This window comes from Adonisia turfae CCMR0081, assembly GCF_011009555.1.
In the GTDB taxonomy this organism is placed as follows: Bacteria; Cyanobacteriota; Cyanobacteriia; order Phormidesmidales; family Phormidesmidaceae; genus Leptothoe; species Leptothoe turfae.
In genome coordinates this window covers 6687338-6708538 of the sequence record NZ_QXHD01000004.1, presented here as the reverse complement: position 1 = coordinate 6708538, position 21201 = coordinate 6687338, and the positions used below count along the sequence as shown (strand labels likewise).

At 47.5% G+C, this 21201-nt stretch carries 16 protein-coding genes; 2 read left to right on the top strand and 14 right to left on the bottom strand.

Features of this window, described 5'->3' with window-relative positions; genetic code table 11:
* Positions 1-65: 65 nt before the first annotated feature.
* The 13 genes from DXZ20_RS32465 to DXZ20_RS32405 all read right to left on the bottom strand — a co-directional run bounded on the left by DXZ20_RS32465 (position 66) and on the right by DXZ20_RS32405 (position 16904).
* Positions 66-659 (bottom strand): DUF8737 domain-containing protein, encoded by a 594-nt coding sequence (locus DXZ20_RS32465; RefSeq protein ID WP_163702884.1) that lies wholly within the window; start codon positions 657-659, stop codon positions 66-68.
* A gap of 258 nt (positions 660-917) precedes the next feature.
* Positions 918-1655 carry an SDR family oxidoreductase gene (locus DXZ20_RS32460; RefSeq protein WP_163702883.1) on the bottom strand — a complete coding sequence of 246 codons (738 nt, stop codon included), beginning with the start codon at positions 1653-1655 and terminating at the stop codon, positions 918-920.
* A gap of 176 nt (positions 1656-1831) precedes the next feature.
* Positions 1832-2434 (bottom strand): TetR/AcrR family transcriptional regulator, encoded by a 603-nt coding sequence (locus DXZ20_RS32455; protein ID WP_163702882.1) that lies wholly within the window; start codon positions 2432-2434, stop codon positions 1832-1834.
* Positions 2435-3139: 705 nt separating this feature from the next.
* The gene (locus tag DXZ20_RS32450; RefSeq protein WP_163702881.1) at positions 3140-4168 is read right to left on the bottom strand and encodes a glycosyltransferase family 2 protein; all 1029 of its coding nucleotides are present in this window, start codon (positions 4166-4168) and stop codon (positions 3140-3142) included.
* Positions 4169-4395: 227 nt separating this feature from the next.
* Positions 4396-5553: a glycosyltransferase family 2 protein gene (locus DXZ20_RS32445; RefSeq protein ID WP_163702880.1), complete on the bottom strand. Its 1158-nt coding sequence runs from the start codon at positions 5551-5553 to the stop codon at positions 4396-4398.
* A gap of 668 nt (positions 5554-6221) precedes the next feature.
* The gene (locus DXZ20_RS32440; protein WP_163702879.1) at positions 6222-7310 is read right to left on the bottom strand and encodes a histidine phosphatase family protein; all 1089 of its coding nucleotides are present in this window, start codon (positions 7308-7310) and stop codon (positions 6222-6224) included.
* Entirely contained in the window at positions 7300-9138 is a 1839-nt protein-coding gene (locus DXZ20_RS32435) for an ABC transporter ATP-binding protein (RefSeq protein ID WP_163702878.1), read from the bottom strand. The genes DXZ20_RS32440 and DXZ20_RS32435 overlap by 11 nt, the downstream gene beginning before the upstream one ends.
* 170 nt (positions 9139-9308) lie before the next feature.
* On the bottom strand, positions 9309-10385 hold the full coding sequence (locus DXZ20_RS32430) for a glycosyltransferase family 2 protein (RefSeq protein WP_163702877.1): 1077 nt from the start codon (positions 10383-10385) through the stop codon (positions 9309-9311).
* A 16-nt stretch (positions 10386-10401) separates the two neighbouring features.
* Entirely contained in the window at positions 10402-11592 is a 1191-nt protein-coding gene (locus DXZ20_RS32425; RefSeq protein ID WP_163702876.1) for a glycosyltransferase, read from the bottom strand.
* Between the two features lie 113 nt (positions 11593-11705).
* On the bottom strand, positions 11706-12866 hold the full coding sequence (locus tag DXZ20_RS32420) for a glycosyltransferase family protein (RefSeq protein ID WP_163702875.1): 1161 nt from the start codon (positions 12864-12866) through the stop codon (positions 11706-11708).
* Positions 12867-13008: 142 nt separating this feature from the next.
* Entirely contained in the window at positions 13009-14295 is a 1287-nt protein-coding gene (locus DXZ20_RS32415) for a glycosyltransferase (RefSeq protein ID WP_163702874.1), read from the bottom strand.
* Positions 14283-15509 (bottom strand): glycosyltransferase family protein, encoded by a 1227-nt coding sequence (locus DXZ20_RS32410; RefSeq protein ID WP_163702873.1) that lies wholly within the window; start codon positions 15507-15509, stop codon positions 14283-14285. The genes DXZ20_RS32415 and DXZ20_RS32410 overlap by 13 nt, the downstream gene beginning before the upstream one ends.
* A 27-nt stretch (positions 15510-15536) precedes the next feature.
* Positions 15537-16904, bottom strand: a complete 1368-nt coding sequence (locus DXZ20_RS32405) for a UDP-glucose dehydrogenase family protein (RefSeq protein ID WP_163667962.1) — start codon at positions 16902-16904, stop codon at positions 15537-15539.
* Positions 16905-17420: 516 nt separating this feature from the next.
* Here DXZ20_RS32405 and DXZ20_RS32400 point away from each other — a divergent pair.
* Positions 17421-18860 (top strand): ATP-binding protein, encoded by a 1440-nt coding sequence (locus tag DXZ20_RS32400; RefSeq protein ID WP_163702872.1) that lies wholly within the window; start codon positions 17421-17423, stop codon positions 18858-18860.
* 35 nt (positions 18861-18895) lie between these two features.
* On the top strand, positions 18896-19561 hold the full coding sequence (locus DXZ20_RS32395; RefSeq protein ID WP_163667964.1) for a response regulator transcription factor: 666 nt from the start codon (positions 18896-18898) through the stop codon (positions 19559-19561).
* Between the two features lie 112 nt (positions 19562-19673).
* Here DXZ20_RS32395 and DXZ20_RS32390 read toward each other — a convergent pair.
* Positions 19674-21201 (bottom strand): sensor histidine kinase (locus tag DXZ20_RS32390; RefSeq protein ID WP_163703690.1); only part of this gene is annotated, 1528 nt, incomplete at its 5' end.

Sequence of the window (21201 nt, the reverse complement as noted above, 5' to 3'; positions counted from 1 at the left end):
CATTACGTAGGGGCATCCCTTGTGGATGCCCTGCAATACCAAGAGCCACCAACCGAAATCTCACATTAACGGGAAGCTATCTGTCGCCGCTGTCTAAGCAGCGCATCAATTGCCATAATACTGCTTGCTCCGGTCAAGGGAACGCCAAATAAAGGAATGAGCACAATAGGGAAAGTGGCAATATTCTCCATCAGAGGCACTTGCAATACGGTGAAGGTAAGCCCAGTGCCAACGGCAAGAATAAAATCAAGCTGACCGAACAGGTGGAACGCGATGTACTTTTGGATGCTTTCTTTGCCTAAGAGGATGATAGGGACTAGGAAGCCGACGGCTAAGTCACCGTAGCCAGCGTTGATGACGAAGCGTTCTGGCAAGAGGTTTTGACTGCCGTAATAGAGAAAGGCAAAGCCTGCGACGATGCGCCATAGGTGGAAGATGACTAATTGTCGGGGAGGTAGGTTGTTGATATAGATGTTCAGTGCTGGGTTGCGGTAGTAGAGGACGACTAGGATAGTGAGGCTGAGGATGACGAGTAGGGCAATGCCGTTGGCAGGGATGTGGGTGAAGAGACCGAGATAACCGGTGATAGCGACGGTGGTGGCCCATATGGAGAGAGAGAGGAAGACTTTTTGTTGGGTATTTTTATGAGTGTAATGCATGATGATTGTCCTTTTTTGGGAGTAAGTTCTAAGAGTGTCCTCCCCTTACCGCCAGGGAGCTGTCTTAGGCGGAGGAGGGCGAGTGATGGCGTAAGTTGTCGAGCCTCCTCCCTGGCGGTTCCCCTTTGTTCGGAGAATCCTGCCTGAGGCAAGTGTTTAGCCTTGAAATAAGGTTTCTTTTTAGGAATGGTGCAGTAATGAGTCCTGCTGCTCATAAGAGCTACAAGAGTACTAATGGTGCAGACAATTTCTGAAGTTCTAAAGTGTTGCCCAGCCACCATCAACCAGGATCTCTTCGCCGAGCATGTAGGAAGAATCATCGCTGGCTAAGAACAGAACGGCTTTAGCAACCTCTTCAGGTTTACCAAAGCGACCAATAGGCGTACGTCCTAGCACTTGCGCAGGAACATCTTCAGGCAGATCCATCTTTGACCAGATAGGCGTTTCAATAGGACCAGGGGCGACTGCATTAACCCGAATCTGACGATCTAGCAGTTCTCTGCTGAGGGAACGGGCGAGAGAGCGAACAGCGGCTTTAGAGGCTCCATAGATGCCTTCACCAGGGAGGGCGGTTTGGTCGAGAATAGTGGTTGTCAGAATAATGCTGCTGCCATTGTTCATCAGGGGCTCTAGTTTTTGGACGGTGAAGAAAGCGCCTTTAAAGTTAATGGCAATTTCTTGGTCGAAGTCGGCTTCGGTAACATCGCGGAAGTTGGCACGTTTGGCGATGCCTGCATTGGCAAAGAGAATGTCGAACTGGCCAACGATTTCTTGGACTTGGGTAGCGAGAGAGTCAAGTTCATCGAGGGATTGGACATCGGCTTTGATGCCAGCGACATTGGAGCCAAGAGCAGCAACAGCTTCATCGAGGCGGGTTTGGTTGCGACCGGTGATGATCACCCGTGCGCCTTCGGCAATGAACAGCTTTGCGGTTTCAAAGCCGATGCCAGTGGTGCCGCCAGTGATAACTGCTGTTTTGTTAGTTAAACGTGCCATGGTGATACCTCCAAAGGTGAATAAGTATTGACTGATCGGTCTAGGTTTTTGCAAAAAAATACCCCTCATCCCCCAGCCCCTTCTCCCCGAGAGAGAAGGGGAGTTAGAGAACGTGGATCTTATTCAAAATAAGAAGATCTTCAGTCTTCAAAGCTCTTCTCCCCAGGGAGAGGGATTTAGTGTGAGGGGGGCTCTTCCTCTAAAAGTAGCAACGCGGATTGCACTGCGCCTTTTAGTGTGGTGTCGTCTTCCATGACTCTGCCCAGGAGGGCAATGCCCTGGGTGGTGCAAAGTAGCAGGCGAGCCAGGTCCCGTGGGTTTTTGTTGGGGCTTAGCTCTCCGGCTTTTTGGGCGCGGGTGAGGGCGTTGCTGAAGGTGTCTTCTAGCTGACACAGGTAGCCGCGCATAACTTTGGCGATGGCTTCATCGTCGGTATTGAAGTCGGCGATGTTGGTGCCGAGCATACAGCCGCAGCTACCAGGGCGACCATGCATGGTTTGCCAGTCGAGGAGTAGCTGTTTGATGTTGTTAAGGGCAGAACCCTCTGCTGACAGGCGTTTGCGGATATCTCGCAGCGTAGTATGGGCGTAGTGCTCCAGAGCTTTGAGAAACAGCGATTGCTTGTTGCCAAAGGTGTCGTACAGACTCTTTTTGCCGATACCCATTTGCTTGAGCAATTGTGAGAGGCTAGCGGCTTCGTAGCCGTGCTCCCAAAACACGTCCATGGCCTTGCTAAGGGCGATTTCGGTGTCAAATTGCTTGCTGGGTCCGCGTGTCATGGGTCTGGGTGGTTGACGACCTTGATTTAAGAATAGCGAACTTAGACTAACTGGTCAAGGTTTATTTTGGATTAAGTTTTAGAGCTTGGCTGGTGTGGGTTTGGCAGAATAGCGGGGATGGTTTCTGGAGATGGTTGGTATGACGCGGGATGAGTTGCTGGAGGTGATTGAGGAAGCGGCGAGGACTGGGGCGACGAAGTTGAATTTGTCGGGGCGGGGTTGACGGAGTTGCCGCCGGAGATTGGGCAGTTGACTCAGTTGGAAACATTGCAGTGGGGTTGGAAACTTTATGAAGGGCAATTGATTCGGACCCAATTGAGTGCGCTACCACCCGAGATTGTCCAGCTGACGAGTCTTCAAACACTAGACCTTAGCAAGAACCAGTTGAGTGCGTTATCCATGAAAATGGGCTGCCTCCCCTTTTAGATGCGGCTAAGAATGAGGGCTGAAAATCATTTGGGTACCGATTAGTTCTAGTCTCTATGAAGAGAGTGCTATAGCGGAATATCAGACTGCGCATGCTCCGGAGCGGCCTTTGAAAAGTCTTAGTGCTGCTGAGCAAGATCAGGCTTTAGTGGAGATTTGTAAGGAAATTAAGAAGGCTGCTGGTGGTTAGTAATAATCGGGAGCCCCACCCCGGAGCCCCTCCCCGGAGGGGAAGGTTGTCGAGTAGTTGCCTAAGCTCTGATAAGAACAAGCTCCCTTTCACCTAGACAACCGTCTATAACGGTTCGTCAAATACTGATTAAGCCAACGCTCTAAGTAAATCGCGAGTTTCTCCATCCAGCGTACCCGACAGCCCACTGTCAACCGCCGTAGCAACGGCAACAACAAGATTTGATGTCGCTGCTGACCTAAATGTTTAAAACGCAGCATAAAATCCCGATCAATATCCAGAGACCACTTCTTTTGGAAATGAATCAGACTTTCCGCTTCCCAAGCATCACTCCAGCGCAGCATAAAATAGAGCAGATCCGACCAACGACGGGGCATCTCAGGAACATAGGTGACCACTGATGCAGGTTCACAGTAAATTTTGCCACCTGCTTGGGCCACACTGAGACAAAAATCAAGGTGCTCCTGAGAATTCAAGAGATTTTCGTCTAAGGGACCAATGTCGCGAAAGATACTGCGCTTTACCAGCAAACAGCTTAACTCTGCATAGTCGCAGGCACGCTGATGTAGCTGGCGTTGCATCAAAGAAACAGAACGATTAACCAAATGACACTTTTTGTACAAACGACGATGCTCAAATTCGTCACCTGTTTCCACAAAAAATCTGATCTCACCCCCAGCCATCAAAATTCGCTCATGCAATGGCTTGCCAATACACATAAGTGGAGAGACGACGGTAGCATCTGTTTCCTGAGCACATTCTAAAAGCTTCTCTAACCAACCAGGAGAGACATGAATATCGTTATCGATAAAAAGAACATAGTCTGTAGTTGCATGACCTAACCCCAGATTACGAACTTGATTTGGCGAAATAAACCGCTCGGTGCGTAGTAAAGTGAAATCTTTGTCAGCAGCTGATTGAGCTAAGTAATGGCGCAGGTGCTTTGGAGAACCGATATCAATGTATATCAGCTCAAACGGTAGTTTCGTGTATTTGTAAATGCTTTCCAGTGATGGTTGGATATAGCTGAAACGTTCCCGTGGTGCTATGATAAGCGTGACTGATGGTATAGAGAGACGTGTAGCTGTAGCACGTTTAGCAAGAGCTTGTGTTTTCATGTCATAATCTTCTCAAAAAAGAGGTGGAGTTCACAAGTGTATGTCTTGAAGAGATGGTAACTGATGGGACGTCGAGCAATTGCACTCGTTTGTTGCTGAAAAAGAGATTTTATAAAACTCCTAGGCATAGAGGATTATCTCTACCTATTTAGGAGTAAAGTAAACCTTTGAATGGGCTTTTAAGCCAGTATAGGCTGCATCTGCCTAACCTAGGCAAAGTAACCGGTCTAATGGGGCATTAAATGTGGTTGAGATAGTTGCGTAGGATGACTGTGACTATCAAGCACTGACCTATGCAATTTTTTGTGAGGGACAGTCTTATGATTGGGTGAGGGAGATGTAGGGGTTAGCTTTTTTATAGGGGTGTGCCGCAGTTTGGCATGGCGATCTGCAAGTATCTGGTTCAACCACTGTTCTAGCTTTATGACAATGTTTTCTAACCAAGAGACTTTGCGGTTTCCTTGCAGCCGATGTAGCAGTGGGTATAAGAATGTTTGATGGCGACGTTGGCCCAGCTGTCTGTATCGTTGTAAAAAGTACTCGTCCATGTCCAAAGCCCACTTTTGCTGGAAATACATGAGACTTTCTACTTCCCACATATCGCTCCAGCGCAGCATAAAGTACCCTAAATCAGACCAACGATAGGAAATTTCAGGTACATGGGTGACCACTGAAGCCGGTTCACAGAACATTTGCCCATTGGCTCGACTAACGCTTAGGCAAAAGTCTATATCTTCTTGAGTGCCCAATAGTTTTTCATCTAAGCATCCTAATTGTTCAAAAATATCTCGCCTAACCAGTGTGCAGCGCAGTTCTACAAGCTCACAGGCGCGTCGGTAAAGCTGATGCTTGATGGCGGCAGCGGAGCGACTTACCAAAAAACGTTTCTCATAAAGACGCCGCCATATCTGTTCGCCCTGCACATCCATAAAAATCCTGGCCTCACCTCCTGCAAAGTGAATCCGATCATGGAGTGGTTTGCCGATGCAAGTTAAGGGACAGACAGCAGCTGCATTTGTTTCTTTTGCACAACGTAAAAGAGGCTCCAACCAGCCACTCGAAACATGAATATCATTATCGATAAAGACTACATAGTCTGTCGTTATTTGACTAAGACCAAGGTTACGTGCCTGATTTGGTGAGAGAAACTGATCGGAACGTAGGAGGGTGAATCCTCTTTTAGCTGCTTCTCTTGCTAAATATTTTTGAATATGTTTAGGGGAGCCAGCATCTACGTATATGAGCTCAAATGGTATTTTTGTGTGTTGATAGATGCTTTCCAGAGACTTTTGCGTGTAGCCAAAGCGTTCTCGTGGGGCAACCACAATGGTAACGGATGGCTGTAACGCAGTGACGGCAGGCGGTGAGAGAAGTGTAGCAGTCATGGGAACTATCCAGAATTTGGCAGTGAGGACAGTGGGATAGTGCGGTCACGATTGACCGCGGACCTGAGTCCAGATATGCTTTTTTCCTGATGGTATTGAAGCCCCCTGATTAAACTAAGGAGCTACAGACGTTAGTTCAACATTTCGGTAGTGGCACCGAACATCTCTGAGTCAAAATTATGACAGGTGCGACTAAGAATCTAATGAAGTAGACATGAGATTACTTTCATGGAGGTCCATCATCATTGACTGATATAGATCTCTGATTTAGGTGAGTACTAGCTTAGATACTGCTGCGGGGGCATTTCAGCGTTCTTTTGCTACTTACTCCAAATCATAAGGTAATTCTCATCAAGAAAAATCAGTATAAATTGGTATTTTTTGGAAATCTTGTAAAATAAGGCTTTCGCGCTTGATTTAAAATATCGTTATGAATATATAGGATTTTTCGAAGACTGTTGAGAATAAATGTGTATGTATTTTTATATGTCTACAGTGGTCGTATTTTTACTGATTGGATGTGATTAAAGTAAAGTTCCATAGAACTGTAGCTGTGTGCCTCGATAATAGCATTTCTGAGATCTAATCTGCGAGAGATAAGTTTTGAATTTAGTCATGGTTTTGATACTAGTCGATAAACTTGGAGAGACCTACTTCTAAGGGGATGGTTAAATGTTGATGGCTTGGACGATGGGGCGATGGTTTTTGGGATAGTGGATGACGCTAAGGTGACCGGGTGTTAAGGAGAGTTTTGCGCCTTCGTAGGAACGACCACCCAAGGTTTGGATGAGCAGGGTTTGGATACGGTTGGTGGGTGCGATCGCAATCCCCGTAATCAGTTTTTGCTCTGGCTCCAAAGCATCAGCTAAGATCTGTTGCCAATCCTGCAAAAAATCATCTCGGTCATCTATAAACTGAGCTGTTTGAGAATGATGCTGTAACAGCATCGGTAGCCAATACTTTCCGGTCGTATTCGACAGGCAAAAGTCCAACTTGATGGTTGCTAAACGGTGAGCGATTTGTTGACAGGCCTTATCGGTCAGTGAGTCTTCTGGTAGTAACAACAGTCGCAATCCTTCTTTGCCAGCTTTGAGTTTAGGCAGAGTCTCCTTAATCGCTGTCGTCTGATTCAGTTGAGTCAGCTGCACCCCCTGCCCCGAGAACTCCAAAATGCTGATGCCACAGTTAGACTGCTGCAAGCTATGGTGGTGCTCAGGAGATAGCCCAAACGCAGTACTAATTAAGGCATGATTAGTGCCCCCATGGCTAACGATTAAAACAGTTTTGCCTGTGTGATGATGTAAACTATGGGCCCAAAATTTTTGAGCACGCTGATAGAGATCCTTGACTGGAAAATGATAGCTATCATCAGCGGGTAGCTTAAACTCATGGGGCTGCTGTTGCCAACAGTTATAGGTCTCCCGATGGTATTGCCGGACATAGTCGTAGGTGAGACCTTCCCACACAGACAAATCAATTTCTCGGAGATAGCGACTCACGGTAATGGGTTTAGGGCGTTTATCCGCTATCGCTTTGAGAATCTCTCCTGTGGTTTGTTTTGCCCGCAGTAGGGGGCTGGTATACACAGCGTCGATGGTCATGGAGCGGAGATATGCACCCACCTGTTGGGCCGTGGTCACACCCTTGGGGGTGAGTATTGCCTCATCTGAACTGCCCTGATAGCGCCCTTGGTCATTAAAAGAACTGCGACCATGGCGAACTAAAATAATGCGACTAGGGAATGCGTCAGTTCGCATAACTCTTCTCTGCTGAATAACTACCGGATTGCAAACGATACATTTGGGCATAGCGACCCCCTAAGACCATGAGCTGATGGTGAGTCCCCCGTTCTAAAATGCAGCCTTGTTCGATGTAAAGAATTTGGTCTGCATGTTGCACAGTACTAAGGTTATGAGAAATCCAGAAACTGGTTTTACCCTGGGTGAGACGATTTAGCGCTTCGCTAACGAGGCGTTCGCTAGCGCTATCCAGGCCATTGGTGGGCTCATCCAAGATGATAATGGGGGCTCGACGAATGGCAGCTCTGGCAATGGCAATCCGCTGTCGCTGACCGCCGGAGAGAGTGGCCCCCCGCTCTCCAAGAATGGTTTCATAGCCTTCAGGTAGGTGCATAATAAAGTCATGGGCATTGGCCAGACGCGCTGCGGCCTCAATCTCTTCATTACTGGCTCCAATGGCCCCGTAGGCAATGTTGTCGCGAACGCTGGCAGCAAAAAGTACGCTGTCCTGTAGCACAATACTAATTTGCTTGCGGAGAGATGTGAGGGTGTACTCTCTGAGATCATGCCCGTCGATGTGAACGCCCCCTTCAATGGGATCATAGAACCGTAGCAACAAACTGATGAGGGTGGATTTACCCCCCCCAGACGGGCCGACAATGGCAACCTGTTCTCCAGGCTGAGCTGAAAAGGTGAGGTTGCGCAAAATTCCCTGCTCTGGATTGTAGGCAAAGGTGACATGCTTGCAGTGCACATCACCTCGAAAGACAGGAGCCGGTTTAGCTCCTTTCAGGTCACGCACTTCAGGTTCGGTCTCTAGCAAAGCAATGACTCGTTCACCAGAGGCAACAGCCTTCGCAATTTGACCCGTATATTTGGCTAGCTGTCGCATGGGCTTAAAGGCGACTTTAAGGTAAGTGATAAACACTAATAGGTCCCCTGGTGTAGCACTGCCAGTCAGCACTAGCTGTACCCCACGCCACAACACCAGAGCTTGCACAATGGCAACAAGCGTTTCCACAAGACGTTCCTGTCCTGCTCGCAGACGCTGGGTTTCTGCACTTTCCTTTAGACTTTTACGATTGTTTTTGGCAAAAGACTTCCCCAGAAAATCTTGCAGTGATAATGCTTGCACCACTTTAATAGCTCCAATGGCTTCCGCTGCAGATGCGGCCATGGCTCCTTCCCGTTTACGCTGGGTGCGTGCCACCTTGTGGATTTTTTTTGACATGGTGGTGGTGGTGAGGATAAAGAGAGGGAGGATTGCGATCGCAATTAGTGCTAATTCCCAGTTCAGCCAAAACATCACACCCACCATGCCAATTAAGGTGAGAAAATGTGTGGTCAACGGGAGCGCAGCCACCACGGTCACTTCCCGCAGACGTTCGATATCATAGGTGACGCGGGTAATCAGGTCACCACTTTTGGCACGGCTATGGAACGACAGTGAGAGCGCTTGGATATGACTATAGAGCTGTCCACGGATGTCGGTCATCACATGGGTTGCGGCTATGGCCATGCCAACGGTACTAAAGTAGGCGGCAGCCCCTCGTGCTGCTGAGATCACAATTAGGGCAGCGGCAAGGCCCGTGAGTATTAACAGTGGTGAAACTCCTCCCAGCGCTTCAATGTTGTGACTATGGATATTAAAGCCAGTAGGTAAAATGACCCGATCAAACATCAGCTTTAGGGGCCAGGGCTCCAGCAAGCGCAGACCTGTTTCTGCCAGCAGGGCAAAGAATGCGCCTGTGAGTAGGTGAGCCTGTTTACAGATGTGGGGCCAAAAGCGTTGGGCTATGCGTTTCAAACCGGGTAAGGATGACCTAAAGGATTTTTGTTTAGCCATAATGCTAGGATTGGGGAACTTCCCGTTATGGGGAATATGGATTAAATAATTTGTTCAAATTAAAGATGGCCTTGTAGGGGCGCATGGCTATGCGCCCTTCAACATATTGACCATTGGCCTGTGTTTCGAAGGGGGCACTGTGGTGCACCCCTACGGAGACAATGTTGTGTTTATCCAGGCATCTTACTCATGGTCTGTGTACCTTGCACCTGGGTATTTGTTCCATACAAGCGTTGATATCGACTGGTGAGCATGCGATTCAACTGTCTCTCTAGCTGAATAACCAGCTTTTCTAACCAAGGAATCGTTTTCCCAAACGTGAACTTTCGAACCAACGGACGCAAAAACGCATGATGTCGACGGTGTCCCAAACGCTTATACCGTTTCTTAAAATACTTGTCCTTATCCAAATTCCACTTCTTGCGGAACCGTTTGAGACTTTTCACTTCCCACTCATCGCTCCAGCGCAGCATAAAGAATGCCAGATCCGACCAGCGATAGAGAATATCAGGCACATAGGTCACGACTGACGCTGGCTCACAATAAATGCGCCCACCTGTTTGACTGACATTCAGGCAAAAGTCAATGTGCTCCCGGGTGTTGAGGAGTTTTTCATCCAATACCCCAATCTGGTCAAAAACAGATCGTTTAACCAACATGCAGTGAAACTCTGCAAACTCACAAGACCGACGGTGCAACTGCTCTTCCACATCAATGACGGCACGATTCACAAAATAATGTTTTTCATGCACCCGACGATGGGTCTTATCACCCTTCAGGTCAGTAAAGATTCTGGCTTCACCGCCGGCTAGATGGATTTTCTGGTGTAAGGGTTTGCCAATGCAGGTCAGCGGGCAAACAACAGTTGCATCCGTCTCTTGGGCACACTGCCACAGCTGCTGTAGCCAGCCATGGGACACATGAACATCATTGTCGATAAAGAGCACATAGTCAGTTTTAACATAGCTTAGCCCCAGGTTACGAGCTTGATTAGGGGACAGAAAATGTTCGGTGCGCACCAGGGTAAAGCCTTTTTCCTCCGATGCCTGGTTCAGATACTGCTGGACATATTTAGGAGAACCGCCATCTACATAAACCAGCTCAAACGGTAGGTTTGTGTATTGGTAGATGCTCTCTAAAGACTGTTGACTATAGCTAAACCGCTCTCGTGGTACAACCACAATTGTAATTTCGGGTTGAGTAATGTTAGATACGGTGGAGGTTTCTGTTGTGATCGTAGAAGTCATCATTAATCTCCTAAAGCTAAGATGCAAGAACGGTAAGAGATTGGCTCAAGACCTGGCGGTAGACCTTGGCCCAATTTCTTTGTTCAACCATGGGAGAGAGTTGCTGGCGGACGGTGGCTTGAGCCGCTTTTCCAAAGCGCTGTCGTAACTCTGGAGACTGAGCCAATATGAGGATGGCATCTTTAAGTTCAGCACTAGAGCCTGGAGTTACAACTAAGCCATTGTAAATATGATCTAAAATCTCGCCAATGGCGTCAACACTGGTGCCAACAATGGCGCGACCAGCCAGCATGGCCTCCAGCAGAGCATTGGGGCAGCCATCGTGGAGAGAAGGTATGGCATACACGTCCATATATTGTAGGTAGGTCATGCCTTCAGTCCGAGGAACCATTCCTGTAAGCACGGTGTTGTCCGCCATGCCACTTTCGCGAATAGCGGCTTCCCAGTAGGGACGTTCTCGCTCTGCAAAGTCGCCCACCAGTAACAGTGTTATCGGCATGGATTGTTTCAGATCTGCACAAGCGTCTAACAGATATTCCAACCCTTTCTTATCGCGGAATCGACCCACTGAGCCAATGACTAAGCCGGTGAGCCGATCGGCTAGGGGTGGTTTAGGTAGGTTTGAAAACTCTACAGGCTGAATTGAGTTCCAGAAGGCACTGGATTTCCCTTTAAGGGCAGGGACAAGCACCTGACCCCGTCGTTGTAAATCTCGACTGACAAAGGTGACCCAGTCTGAATTTTCTAAAATCCAGCCAATCTGACCATGTTGTTTGGGGCTAAATACGTGCTTGTGTAAGTCGCTGCCGCGCACGCTGTTGATGATGGGTATACCTTCTTCCTTGGCCAACAACGTAGTGATAAAGCCAGTTTCATTAATAAAAAAGGCGTGAAACAGGTTGAACTGGTGCTGACGGTGCAGTTGTTTCAACTGGAAATAAACTTCGCTGCGATAGTCTTGTAAAATTGGCGTATTTGAGCGACTAGCTGGAGTGAGTCGGTGCACCTGGATGCCATTTTGTTTGGTGGTGTCACAGTCTGAGCGACAATAGCCTTCGGCCTTACGCTGTTTGGAATGAAAAACAGCAACGTGAACCTCATAGCCGATATCCTGAAGCAAATTGGCAATACGAGCCACTGACTCGCCAACGCCACCAACATCGGGGGGGAATTCTAAGGTGGTAATACAAATTTTAGACTGTGTCATAGATTGTAAGAGGTTAAGAGTTAAGAGTTTTGGATGTTGAGTGTTGAGCTCCCAGCTCAACACTCAACACTCAGGGGCAAAGACTGATGCTTGTCGTAGAGGATGGGGCTGGCTCAAACCAAAATCTCTTCTTTGATCAGTGCCTTAACGCGAGCAGCCGTCATCTCCACCCCACGAAGACAGAAGTGTTGATGGCTGGGGCTGACGCTTAACGTTTTCATCACCTTAAGGGAGAAGAAAATAGGATCCAAATCGTCAGGATTAATGACGTTGACAATGCCCAGATCTTCTAAACGGCTAGACCGCAGCCGTTGTTCCTGGTCATCATTACCGGTAAACGGTAGCTGCATAGCCCGCACCCCTGTCTGCAAAATGTTGAGAGTGGTGTTGTAGCCTGCCATGCTAATGGATAAATCGGCCTTAGCCATGTAGCTGAGAAGATCGGGGGTATAACGCTGGACTGTTAGATTGGAGCGATTGGTTGCAATTGTCTGTAAACGTTTATAGACGTCATCTGGTGAAAATGGCCCTGTAAACATTTGAATGTGGTGAGGGATTTTGTTTTCTAACAACTGACTGGCTTCGGCCACACACTGTAGAAGCTCATGGCCAAAGCGCCCACCACCAACGCTAGCCAGGATCATCGGTGGATCGGATGCTGTTTTTTGGGTAAATTGTCGATCTACATCGGGAACTACGTAACCGGTATAGTGAACCTCACAGTCAAGATCGTTCACCCTAGAAAAACTGTTTTCTAGGGGTAAAAACTCTGGGTCGCCATGGATCAGCAGCTGGTCAAAATACCGATTCATCAGTTTGCATACTTTAGCTTCATGACGCTCCTGATCTTGCTTGGTGACAACAATGTCTCGGAGGCTGCAGGTGATTTTAGCGCCGTGGTCTTTAGCACGCTCTAACAGCGGAATTAACTCGGTAGAAAAACGCCGACGACCAAAGGGGAATAGTTCTACCATGACGACGGCGGGGCGGATGCGATCGCAAACCTCCAACAACCGATCACGACGATATTCCAATGTGGACTCGACATCGGTAAACCCATCAGGTACCTGTAGTTCCCGAAAATTTGCATCGGTTTTAATGGCAGGTAAATTAATCACTTCAATGCCTGCCGGTACAGGAAAGTCCTGAATGACCTCTCCACCATTGACAAAGTAAACTTTGAAATCCTTAGTCAAGCCATGGGCAATAGCCATACTGCGGATCAGGTGACCGATACCGAGAATGTGTTGACAGTAAAAAAGCAAAGTCTTCATAGCATAGTCCCTTGCAGAACAGAGTATTGACGTAGATAAATCTCGAAGATATTTTCTTCCTGGGAAGTGGTTTTAATATCGCGACTCTCCTCTCCTAAGAGGGGAGAGTATAGGGTGGCACGTTGCTCAATGCGGCACGACCTTAGGAAGCAGCTAGCTTGAGTAAATCCCCTAATACACTGGCTTGAATTTGCGGTCTCATGGGTTCCTTAATAGCCTGTAGTAACCAATCTTTAACTGCGCCCACATTGCGACTCAGGCCAAACTTATTTAACACTGTAAGACGCCCGGCTTTGCCTAAAGCTGTTCTCAGGTCTGGCTGTCGCACAAGAGCCTCCAAAGCCTGTGCTAAAGATAGGGCATCCTTTTCCGGCACCAGCACACCATTTGCATTGGATCTCACCAGCTCAGAAATACCTGAGATATTAGTCGAGACCACGGGTAATTCCATGGACATGGCCTCTAACAGAACGTTAGGAATACCATCGCGGTCGCCGTCATCGGTGACCAGGCAAGGGAGCACAAACATATCTGCCTGTTGGTAATACTCAATTAGCTGGTCCTGGGTCAGTTTGCCGACTAGGGTAATGTGCTCGTTGAGTTCTAGATCGTTAATTTGTTGTCGAATAGAATTCTCTAGGGGACCGTAGCCAACAATGACACAGCGAAAAGATAGTCCCACCTGTTTAAGTATATGGCAGGCCTTTAATAAATAGGGAAAACCCTTTTTCTCACAAAAACGACCAACACTCAAGATTAAAGGCACATCAGACGTTTGAGTTTTTGGTGCAGGAGTAAAGCGGCCTACATCTAAACCATGATAAGCCAGGTGAATAGGAGTGCGAGATGTGGAAATCTGTTCAAGATAGTGACGGTTATAGTCGGTACAGGTGAGCACAAATTCCGCTTTGGCCATGCGCCGGTTCAGGGCATCATGGTTGCTTAAGTAAATGTCTTTGGCATGGGCCGTAATGCTGTAGGAGAGTCCGGTGAATGCCTGGGCAATTTCTGCTGTGGCTGTGGGCACATTGGCAAAGTGAGCATGGAGGTGAGTAATGCCTAGTGTTTTTAGCTTCCAGGCCAAGTAGCCTCCTTGTAAAAACTCGTGGAACCGTCGTTTCTCAGGGCGACTCATATAAAACTTTAGGGCCTTTAAATAGGTGCTGCCATCCTGGTGGAATAAGTCGAGATGGGCGTCCAGAAGCTTTTTTTCTTGGGCTGGGTCAAACTCCGGCAGCAATGATGGCAGGTAGGTGATTGGTGCTTTGACGGTGGCTACACCGGGATGGGTGCATCGCTCTGGTGGTTGTCTTAAGGAGAATATGTGTAGGTTAAGGCCTTGCCTTTCTAACTCTAGAATCTCATTCAGAATAAAGGTCTCAGACAGTTTGGGGTAGGTTTTTAATAAAAAGCCAATTAAAGGGCGCATGATAGTTCTGCTAAATCACGGTTGGATGGACGGACGGCACAAGCCATGAGATCATGCATGAGTTGGGCGATGCGAGGCAGGCCATCTAGGCGAAAGCTGTTGATGGCATGGGGTTTGATGGTCAGTGCCCGATGTAAGGTTTGGGATAACTGTTGGGGGGTGAGTTGTTGGGGATGAATGGCGTATAGAAGGCCGCTATCGGCAAAGCGTTTGGCCCGCATCCACTGTTCTTGAACGGGACGAGTACGAGGTACAACAACGGCAGGTTTGCGTAAAGAGAGAATCTCGCAGGTGGTGTTGTACCCGGCCATGGCAACGATGGCGTCGGCGGCATTGAGATAGCTAATCAGGTCATCGCTAAATTCGAGGAGACGAATTTGAGGATAAGCGGCCACTTGAGTCTGTAGCTGTTGCTGTTCTTCAGTGGGCATCTCTGGACCTGAAATTATCACCGTTTTGGGGATGGGTTGAGCCGCTTTTAGTTGTTGGTCCATACTTGCCAAATAGGTTTGGATCAGTTGATGCCCATCGCCACCACCACCAGGGGTGACCACCACCAGTTTTTCCTGAGGGTGAATCTTTAACTGCTGGCGAAGGACAGTTTGGGATGTGCGGCCACAGCCACGGCTGAGATAGCCACAGAATCTAACTTTGCGCCGTAACGGTAGCGGAAAATTATACTCATCAGGTAGATTGAAAATCTCGGGTGTGCCTACAATCCATATTTGGTCATAATGTTGTTGGGTTAACTGGTAATAGTTGTTGACTTGCCATTGTTGAATGGTGGCAGCAGGAGTATCCAGGATATCTCTGAGTAGTAATACTCGTTTGGTGTTGGGGCTATGACGGTTCAGATGGTTGAGGGTTTCTTTGAGTTCATTGCGTAGGCCCAGAGGTTTTTTGTCAATGAGCAGTACATCCGGTTGAAAATGTACTACAGCGGTGAGAATTAGGTGAGATCGCAACCGCACCAATGTCTCTGGCATACTCTTAAGATATCTGGCCTCTAGCTGACCGGAGGTGTTGCGCCCCAGACAGGGCAATTTAATATAATCTAGACCTTCAGGTAGTCTCAGGGTGTGCAGGGCGGGGGAACCTGACACCACTAATATGGAAATATTAGGCAAGGTTCGTAGCAAATACTCACAGATTGTTAGCATGCGGCGAATGTTGCCTAACCCAAAGGCATCATGGGAATAGACCATCAATCTCATGTCAGGATCTCCTTAGGGTATCCGAACCTAGGCAGCAAGAACAGAATGGCGAACAGTGGGCCACAGCAACTGACCGGCACTGGGTCGACCAATCGCTTGGTAGTAGAAACCTGACTGTTGCAGCTGTTGTGGGTTAAGACAATTGCGACCATCGATCAAAATTGGGTGTTTCATACGACGGGCTAAATCGCTGTAGTCCAGGTGTTGAAACTCATTCCAGTCGGTGACTAGAACCAGGGCGTCGCAGTTATAGGCCAATGTTGTTGGTGTATCCACCAGGATGACGGGGGCAGAGATGTCTTCGATAATGGGGTCATAGGCCTTTACTTTGGCACCTAGCCGTTTCAGCTCAACAATAATGTCGAGGGCTGGCGCATCTCGCAGATCGTCTGTGTTGGGCTTAAAGGTGAGACCCAATAGACCAATGGTTTTACCCTTGAGAATTTTTAGGGTTTTTTGGAGCTGATAGACCACCTGTAGTCGCTGACGCCGATTGGTGGCAATGGTGGCATCCAATAGAGTTGTATCTACCCCGTAGTCCTGGGCGATGTGCATTAGGGCTGATACGTCTTTCGGAAAACAGGAGCCGCCCCAGCCGATCCCTGCCTGTAGAAATTTGCCACCGATGCGACTGTCGAGGCCAATGCCCTGGGCCACCTGGGTGACATCAGCACCGATGCGATCGCAAATATTAGCAATTTCATTGATAAAGCTGATTTTTGTAGCTAAAAAGGCGTTAGCGGCGTATTTAATTGTCTCAGCAGAGGCCAGATCGGTAACGACCACTGGCACCGCAGGTAAGGTGGTATCCACCGCAAACTGTCGGTGAATAATGGGTGCATACAGCTGTCGCATACGTTCAATGGCCTTGGGAGAATGTCCTCCCAAAACAATCCGATCTGGATTAAAGGTGTCATAAACGGCAGATCCTTCCCTCAGAAATTCAGGATTGCTCACAACTTCGAAATTGGCCTGAGCGTCGCGATCTTCCAACTCATCTAAAATGAGTCGACATACCCAATCACCAGAACCAACAGGCACTGTAGACTTATTGACAATGACTTTATAGTCGTTACCAATATGCTGACCAATCCCCCGTGCCACAGCTTCTACATAGCGAGTATCGCTTTCTCCTGTGGGTAACGGTGGTGTACCGACAGCGATAAAAATCACCTCGCCATGGCTCACACCAGCAGCTAAATCAGTCGTAAATGACAGCTGCTCTGAGTCCATGATATCGGTAAGCCCAGGTTCATAAATAGGCGACTGACCCGCCTGCAACATGGCAACTTTTTCAGCATTGTTATCTACGCACACGACTTCGTGACCGATGTGTGCTAGACAGGCTCCAGTTACCAGGCCAACATAGCCAGTCCCAATGACAGATACACGCATGGCATCATTCTCCAGTAGTTGCTCTTGAACCGATAAAACTACTGTCGTCAGGCTGATTAAATTCTCAATGAAGTGATCGTTAGAAAATTCTCATGAAAATTTCATTAAGTAATTCGCTCGATAGCCTGTTTAAATTGCTGGGGAGTTATCTCAGCTACCAACGGTAAAAATATGAAAATGATAAGCTGACATTAATTAAAAAACTTAGGTTTCCTGCAAACTGACTCTATGTAAGACTTCCCTATCTAAACTGAATCTTTTTAAGCATTCATCAAAGGTTTTTTAAAACGCCGCTTAATCGAGGAAAATGAACGGAATTTTATATTGAAATATCCTTCTTAGGGCTAATTTTATATCAACTGTGGTCAGTTTTTGAAATGTCACAACTTTGATGGCTTTGTTAAACAGACAACCTTACTTTTTGAGCAGTTCTGGATGATTTTCACAGAAAATACTGAAAATCACGGATGTTTTCCCTCACAATTGAACTAAGTATTATCCGTATACGTTTGTAGGATGCAGCGCTTTAAATTATTCGGTTTATTTAAGGAAGCACGGACCAGAATCTTTCTGATTTATGTGATCTTGATGCTAGTGGCTGTCTGTTTGTCTGTTCCTATTTTTAGGATATTGCTGTTTCGAGCTGTTGACGAACGTGTCAAGGAAGATCTTTTGGAAGAGGTTGAAGAATTTGATGATGTCTATGCTGAATGGGCACAGTCGACCGATCTATCTTACGAATCCCTCCAGCAGGCTCTGGATGACTACATAACGAATACACTGCCAGAAGACGATAATTTTCTCATCGCTATTTTAGAGGATAAAGTTTATCGGTCAAATCCACCGGCTCTGCCTTCTGTGATATACACAGAGTCAGAGCTGTTTGAACAATGGATTCAACTTGATGAGAGTACCCAAGGGCAGAAGGATACAGGGGATCCAGAAGCGGGTAACGCTCTCTATGTAGTAGAACCTATAACAGTTGATGGTACTTTACAGGGCCAGTTTGTGATTGTTCACCTCTCGGCAGGGGAAAGAGGTGAAGCTTTGGCCGGGATAGTTGTGTTTATGGAAGTTGCTGGCATCCTAATTCTGTTGTCACTGTGCCTGGCTTGGGTGGCAACAGGTCGACTGTTGCGACCGGTGCAAGAGTTGGCCAAGACGGCTCATAATATCAATGAAACTGACTTGAGTGGCCGTATTCAGGTCACTGGCACGGGAGAATTCGCCCAGCTAGCAAAGACATTTAACTCAATGATGGACCGCTTGCAGGCATCGTTTAGAACTCAGCGTGATTTTATCAATGATGCGGGCCATGAGTTACGCACCCCGATCACTATCATACAGGGGCATTTGGAGCTGATGGGAGATGATCCTGAAGAACAGGCTGAAACCGTTGATCTAGTCCTGGATGAATTGGATCGGATGGGACGTTTGGTCAACGACCTAATTCTGATTGTTAAGTCTGAACACCCTCAGTTTCTTCATTTAGAGACGTTAGATATGGCTAGTTTTTGTCAGGACATTTTTACTAAAGCTCAAACCTTAGCGGAGCGAGATTGGAAACTGGTTGTTAAAACCCGTGTACGTATTGTTGCTGATTCTCAACGGTTGACAGGGGCCCTGCTCAATTTACTGAACAATGCGGCTCAGCACACTCAACCAGGAGATTCCATTGAGCTTGGGTGTCGTCAAGCTGGCAATCAAGTGGAACTTTGGGTTAAAGATACAGGGGAAGGTATTCCTGAGGTAGAACAATCTCGTGTCTTTAATCGCTTTGCGCGGGTGCAATATACCCAGCGTAAGTCAGAGGGGTCAGGATTAGGGCTAGCGATTGTACAGGCAATCGTTGAAGCCCACTGTGGTGAGGTGGGGGTATCCAGTCAGCCTGGTTTAGGCTCAGTATTTACTTTGCGTTTACCCATAGATCTGTCTCAACCGATTTCTGTCTTATAGCCTCGTAAGGAACTGTGAACAAGGAAATGTGAACAATGAACCGGATTTTGATTGTTGAAGATGAGGTGCGAGTAGCTGAATTTTTGGATAAGGGGCTACAGGCCAATGGATTTATAACGACAGTAGCAACTACAGGTCTTGAAGCCGTTGCCTATGCGTTGGATGGCGAATTTGAGCTGATTGTGTTGGACTTAGGGCTGCCGGGTAAAGATGGTTTGTCAGTCCTGACCGAGTTGCGTGGCCAGGGCTGCCAGAGCCCGATTATAATTTTGACCGCCCGTGATGACATTGCCGATAAGATCACAGGCTTTGAATCGGGGGCGGATGACTATGTTACCAAACCATTTCGCTTTGAGGAACTCTTAGCTCGTGTGCGGGCGCGGTTGCGTGCAGCCAGCTCTAAACCTGAAAAGAAGTTTATCCTTAGACACCAGAATATTGTGCTAAATCTACGTACACGGTTGGTACATGTGGGTGAGAAGGCCATTGAATTATCAGCCCGCGAATTTACTTTGATAGAAACCTTTATGAGTCATCCGGGGCAAGTGCTTAGCCGTGAGCAGCTCTTGGATCGGGTATGGGGCTATGATTATTCCCCCGGTTCTAACGTGGTGGATGTCTATGTCGGTTACCTACGTAAAAAACTAGGCAGTGGCCTGATTGAAACTGTACGGGGGATGGGGTATCGCATGCCAACTTAGGTGAGCTACTACGCATCGTTGCCCTTGATTAATCGTGACTAATTGCAGTGTGGCGTCTACATGTGGTAAGCAGGCCCTTGCCTTAGCTATGTCTGGTAGGGTTGCCCTGATCTTAATCCCCTTGGTAAATATTTTTAGCAGCCTGGGGTTGTTTGGGTAATGTGAAAAACACTTTAGTCCCGCAGCCTTCCTCGCTTTCTAAATCAAGATTGCCCTCATGTAGGTCAATACAGGCTTTAGCAATCGATAACCCTAAGCCAATGCCTTGAATGTCGCTAGCGTTGCTGGCCCGGCTAAAGGACTGAAACAAATGGGGCTGATCGGCACTGGGAATGCCAATGCCAAAGTCTTTGACGGAGAGCGTAATTGTGGTGTGTTCTCCCAGTAAATGAATTTCGATGCGGCCTCCATCGGGAGAAAACTTAATGGCATTGGAGAGGAGATTGTCGATGGCTATGCGTAGCATGCCCTGGTCTCCCCAAAAACCATTGGTTTTGCCGGTTATTTGCAGAATTAACTCATGGTTTTGGCTTGTTTCTCGATGCTCTTCAACAATATCTGCAACAAACTGCAGAATATTCATGGGAGCGGCCTCAAATCGGGCTTGATCAAGCTCACACTGATGCATCATCAGCATGTTGTCCACAAGTCGGGTCATGTGTTTGGCCTTATCCTGAATCATGCTCAGAAAGCGGGTCTGCTGTGATGTATCTAAACGTTCGCTATGGCGGTCAAGGGTAGAAGCAGCCCCGAGAATAACTGCCAGAGGAGATCGGTATTCGTGGGAAACCGTAGCTAAGATTTGGGATTTAAAGTGGTTCAGTTCTTGGGCTTTTGCTAATGCTATCTGGGTTTGGGATAGGAGCTCAGATTGTTGGATTGCGATCGCAAGTTGTACCGCTAATTCATTGAGAATATTATGTTCTTCAGGTTGCCAATCCGTTGTTTTAGAATGTTGATTAGCTACTAAATATCCCCAAATCTGATTTTGAAGTGACTGTGGTGAATTGATGACAATGGGGGCACTTAGTTCTCGATAGTTAGGCCTGGGCGGACTATCAGTATTCTGGTCATTAAGCTGGGCTGGTGCATTGAAAGATGAGGGGGGGTGATCGCGTGTTCCCAACTCAGCCTTGATGGTGGGTGTCTTCTGCAAGTCACATTGATAAACTGCCACATGGTCACATTCCAACAGCTGCTGTACTTCTGCTACTGCCGTATCCAAAATTTGCTCAAGGTCTAGCGATTGCCGAATACGTAACGCGGTAGTGGCGATTAGCCGTTGCTGCTCACGGGTTTTGTGCAGAGCAACATGGAGATGAGATTGTTGAATAACGCTTCTAACCGTGCGTTGTAATATCTCTGGTTGCAGATGGTGCTTCCCTAAATAATCTTGCACACCATTCTTCATTGCTTGCACAGCCAGCTCCTCATTCCCCTGACCTGTCAGCATGATGATGGGAGAATGAATTTTGCGTTGGTGTTTTTGTAACTGACTGAGAAACTCTAACCCAGTCATATCGGGCATATAGAAATCTAGCAACACAACATCAAACTGCTGCTTTAAAGAGAGTTCTAGAGCCACCTCGGCTAAACCAGCTTCGCAAAACTCATAGGTATTATGAGGATCACAAGAAAGA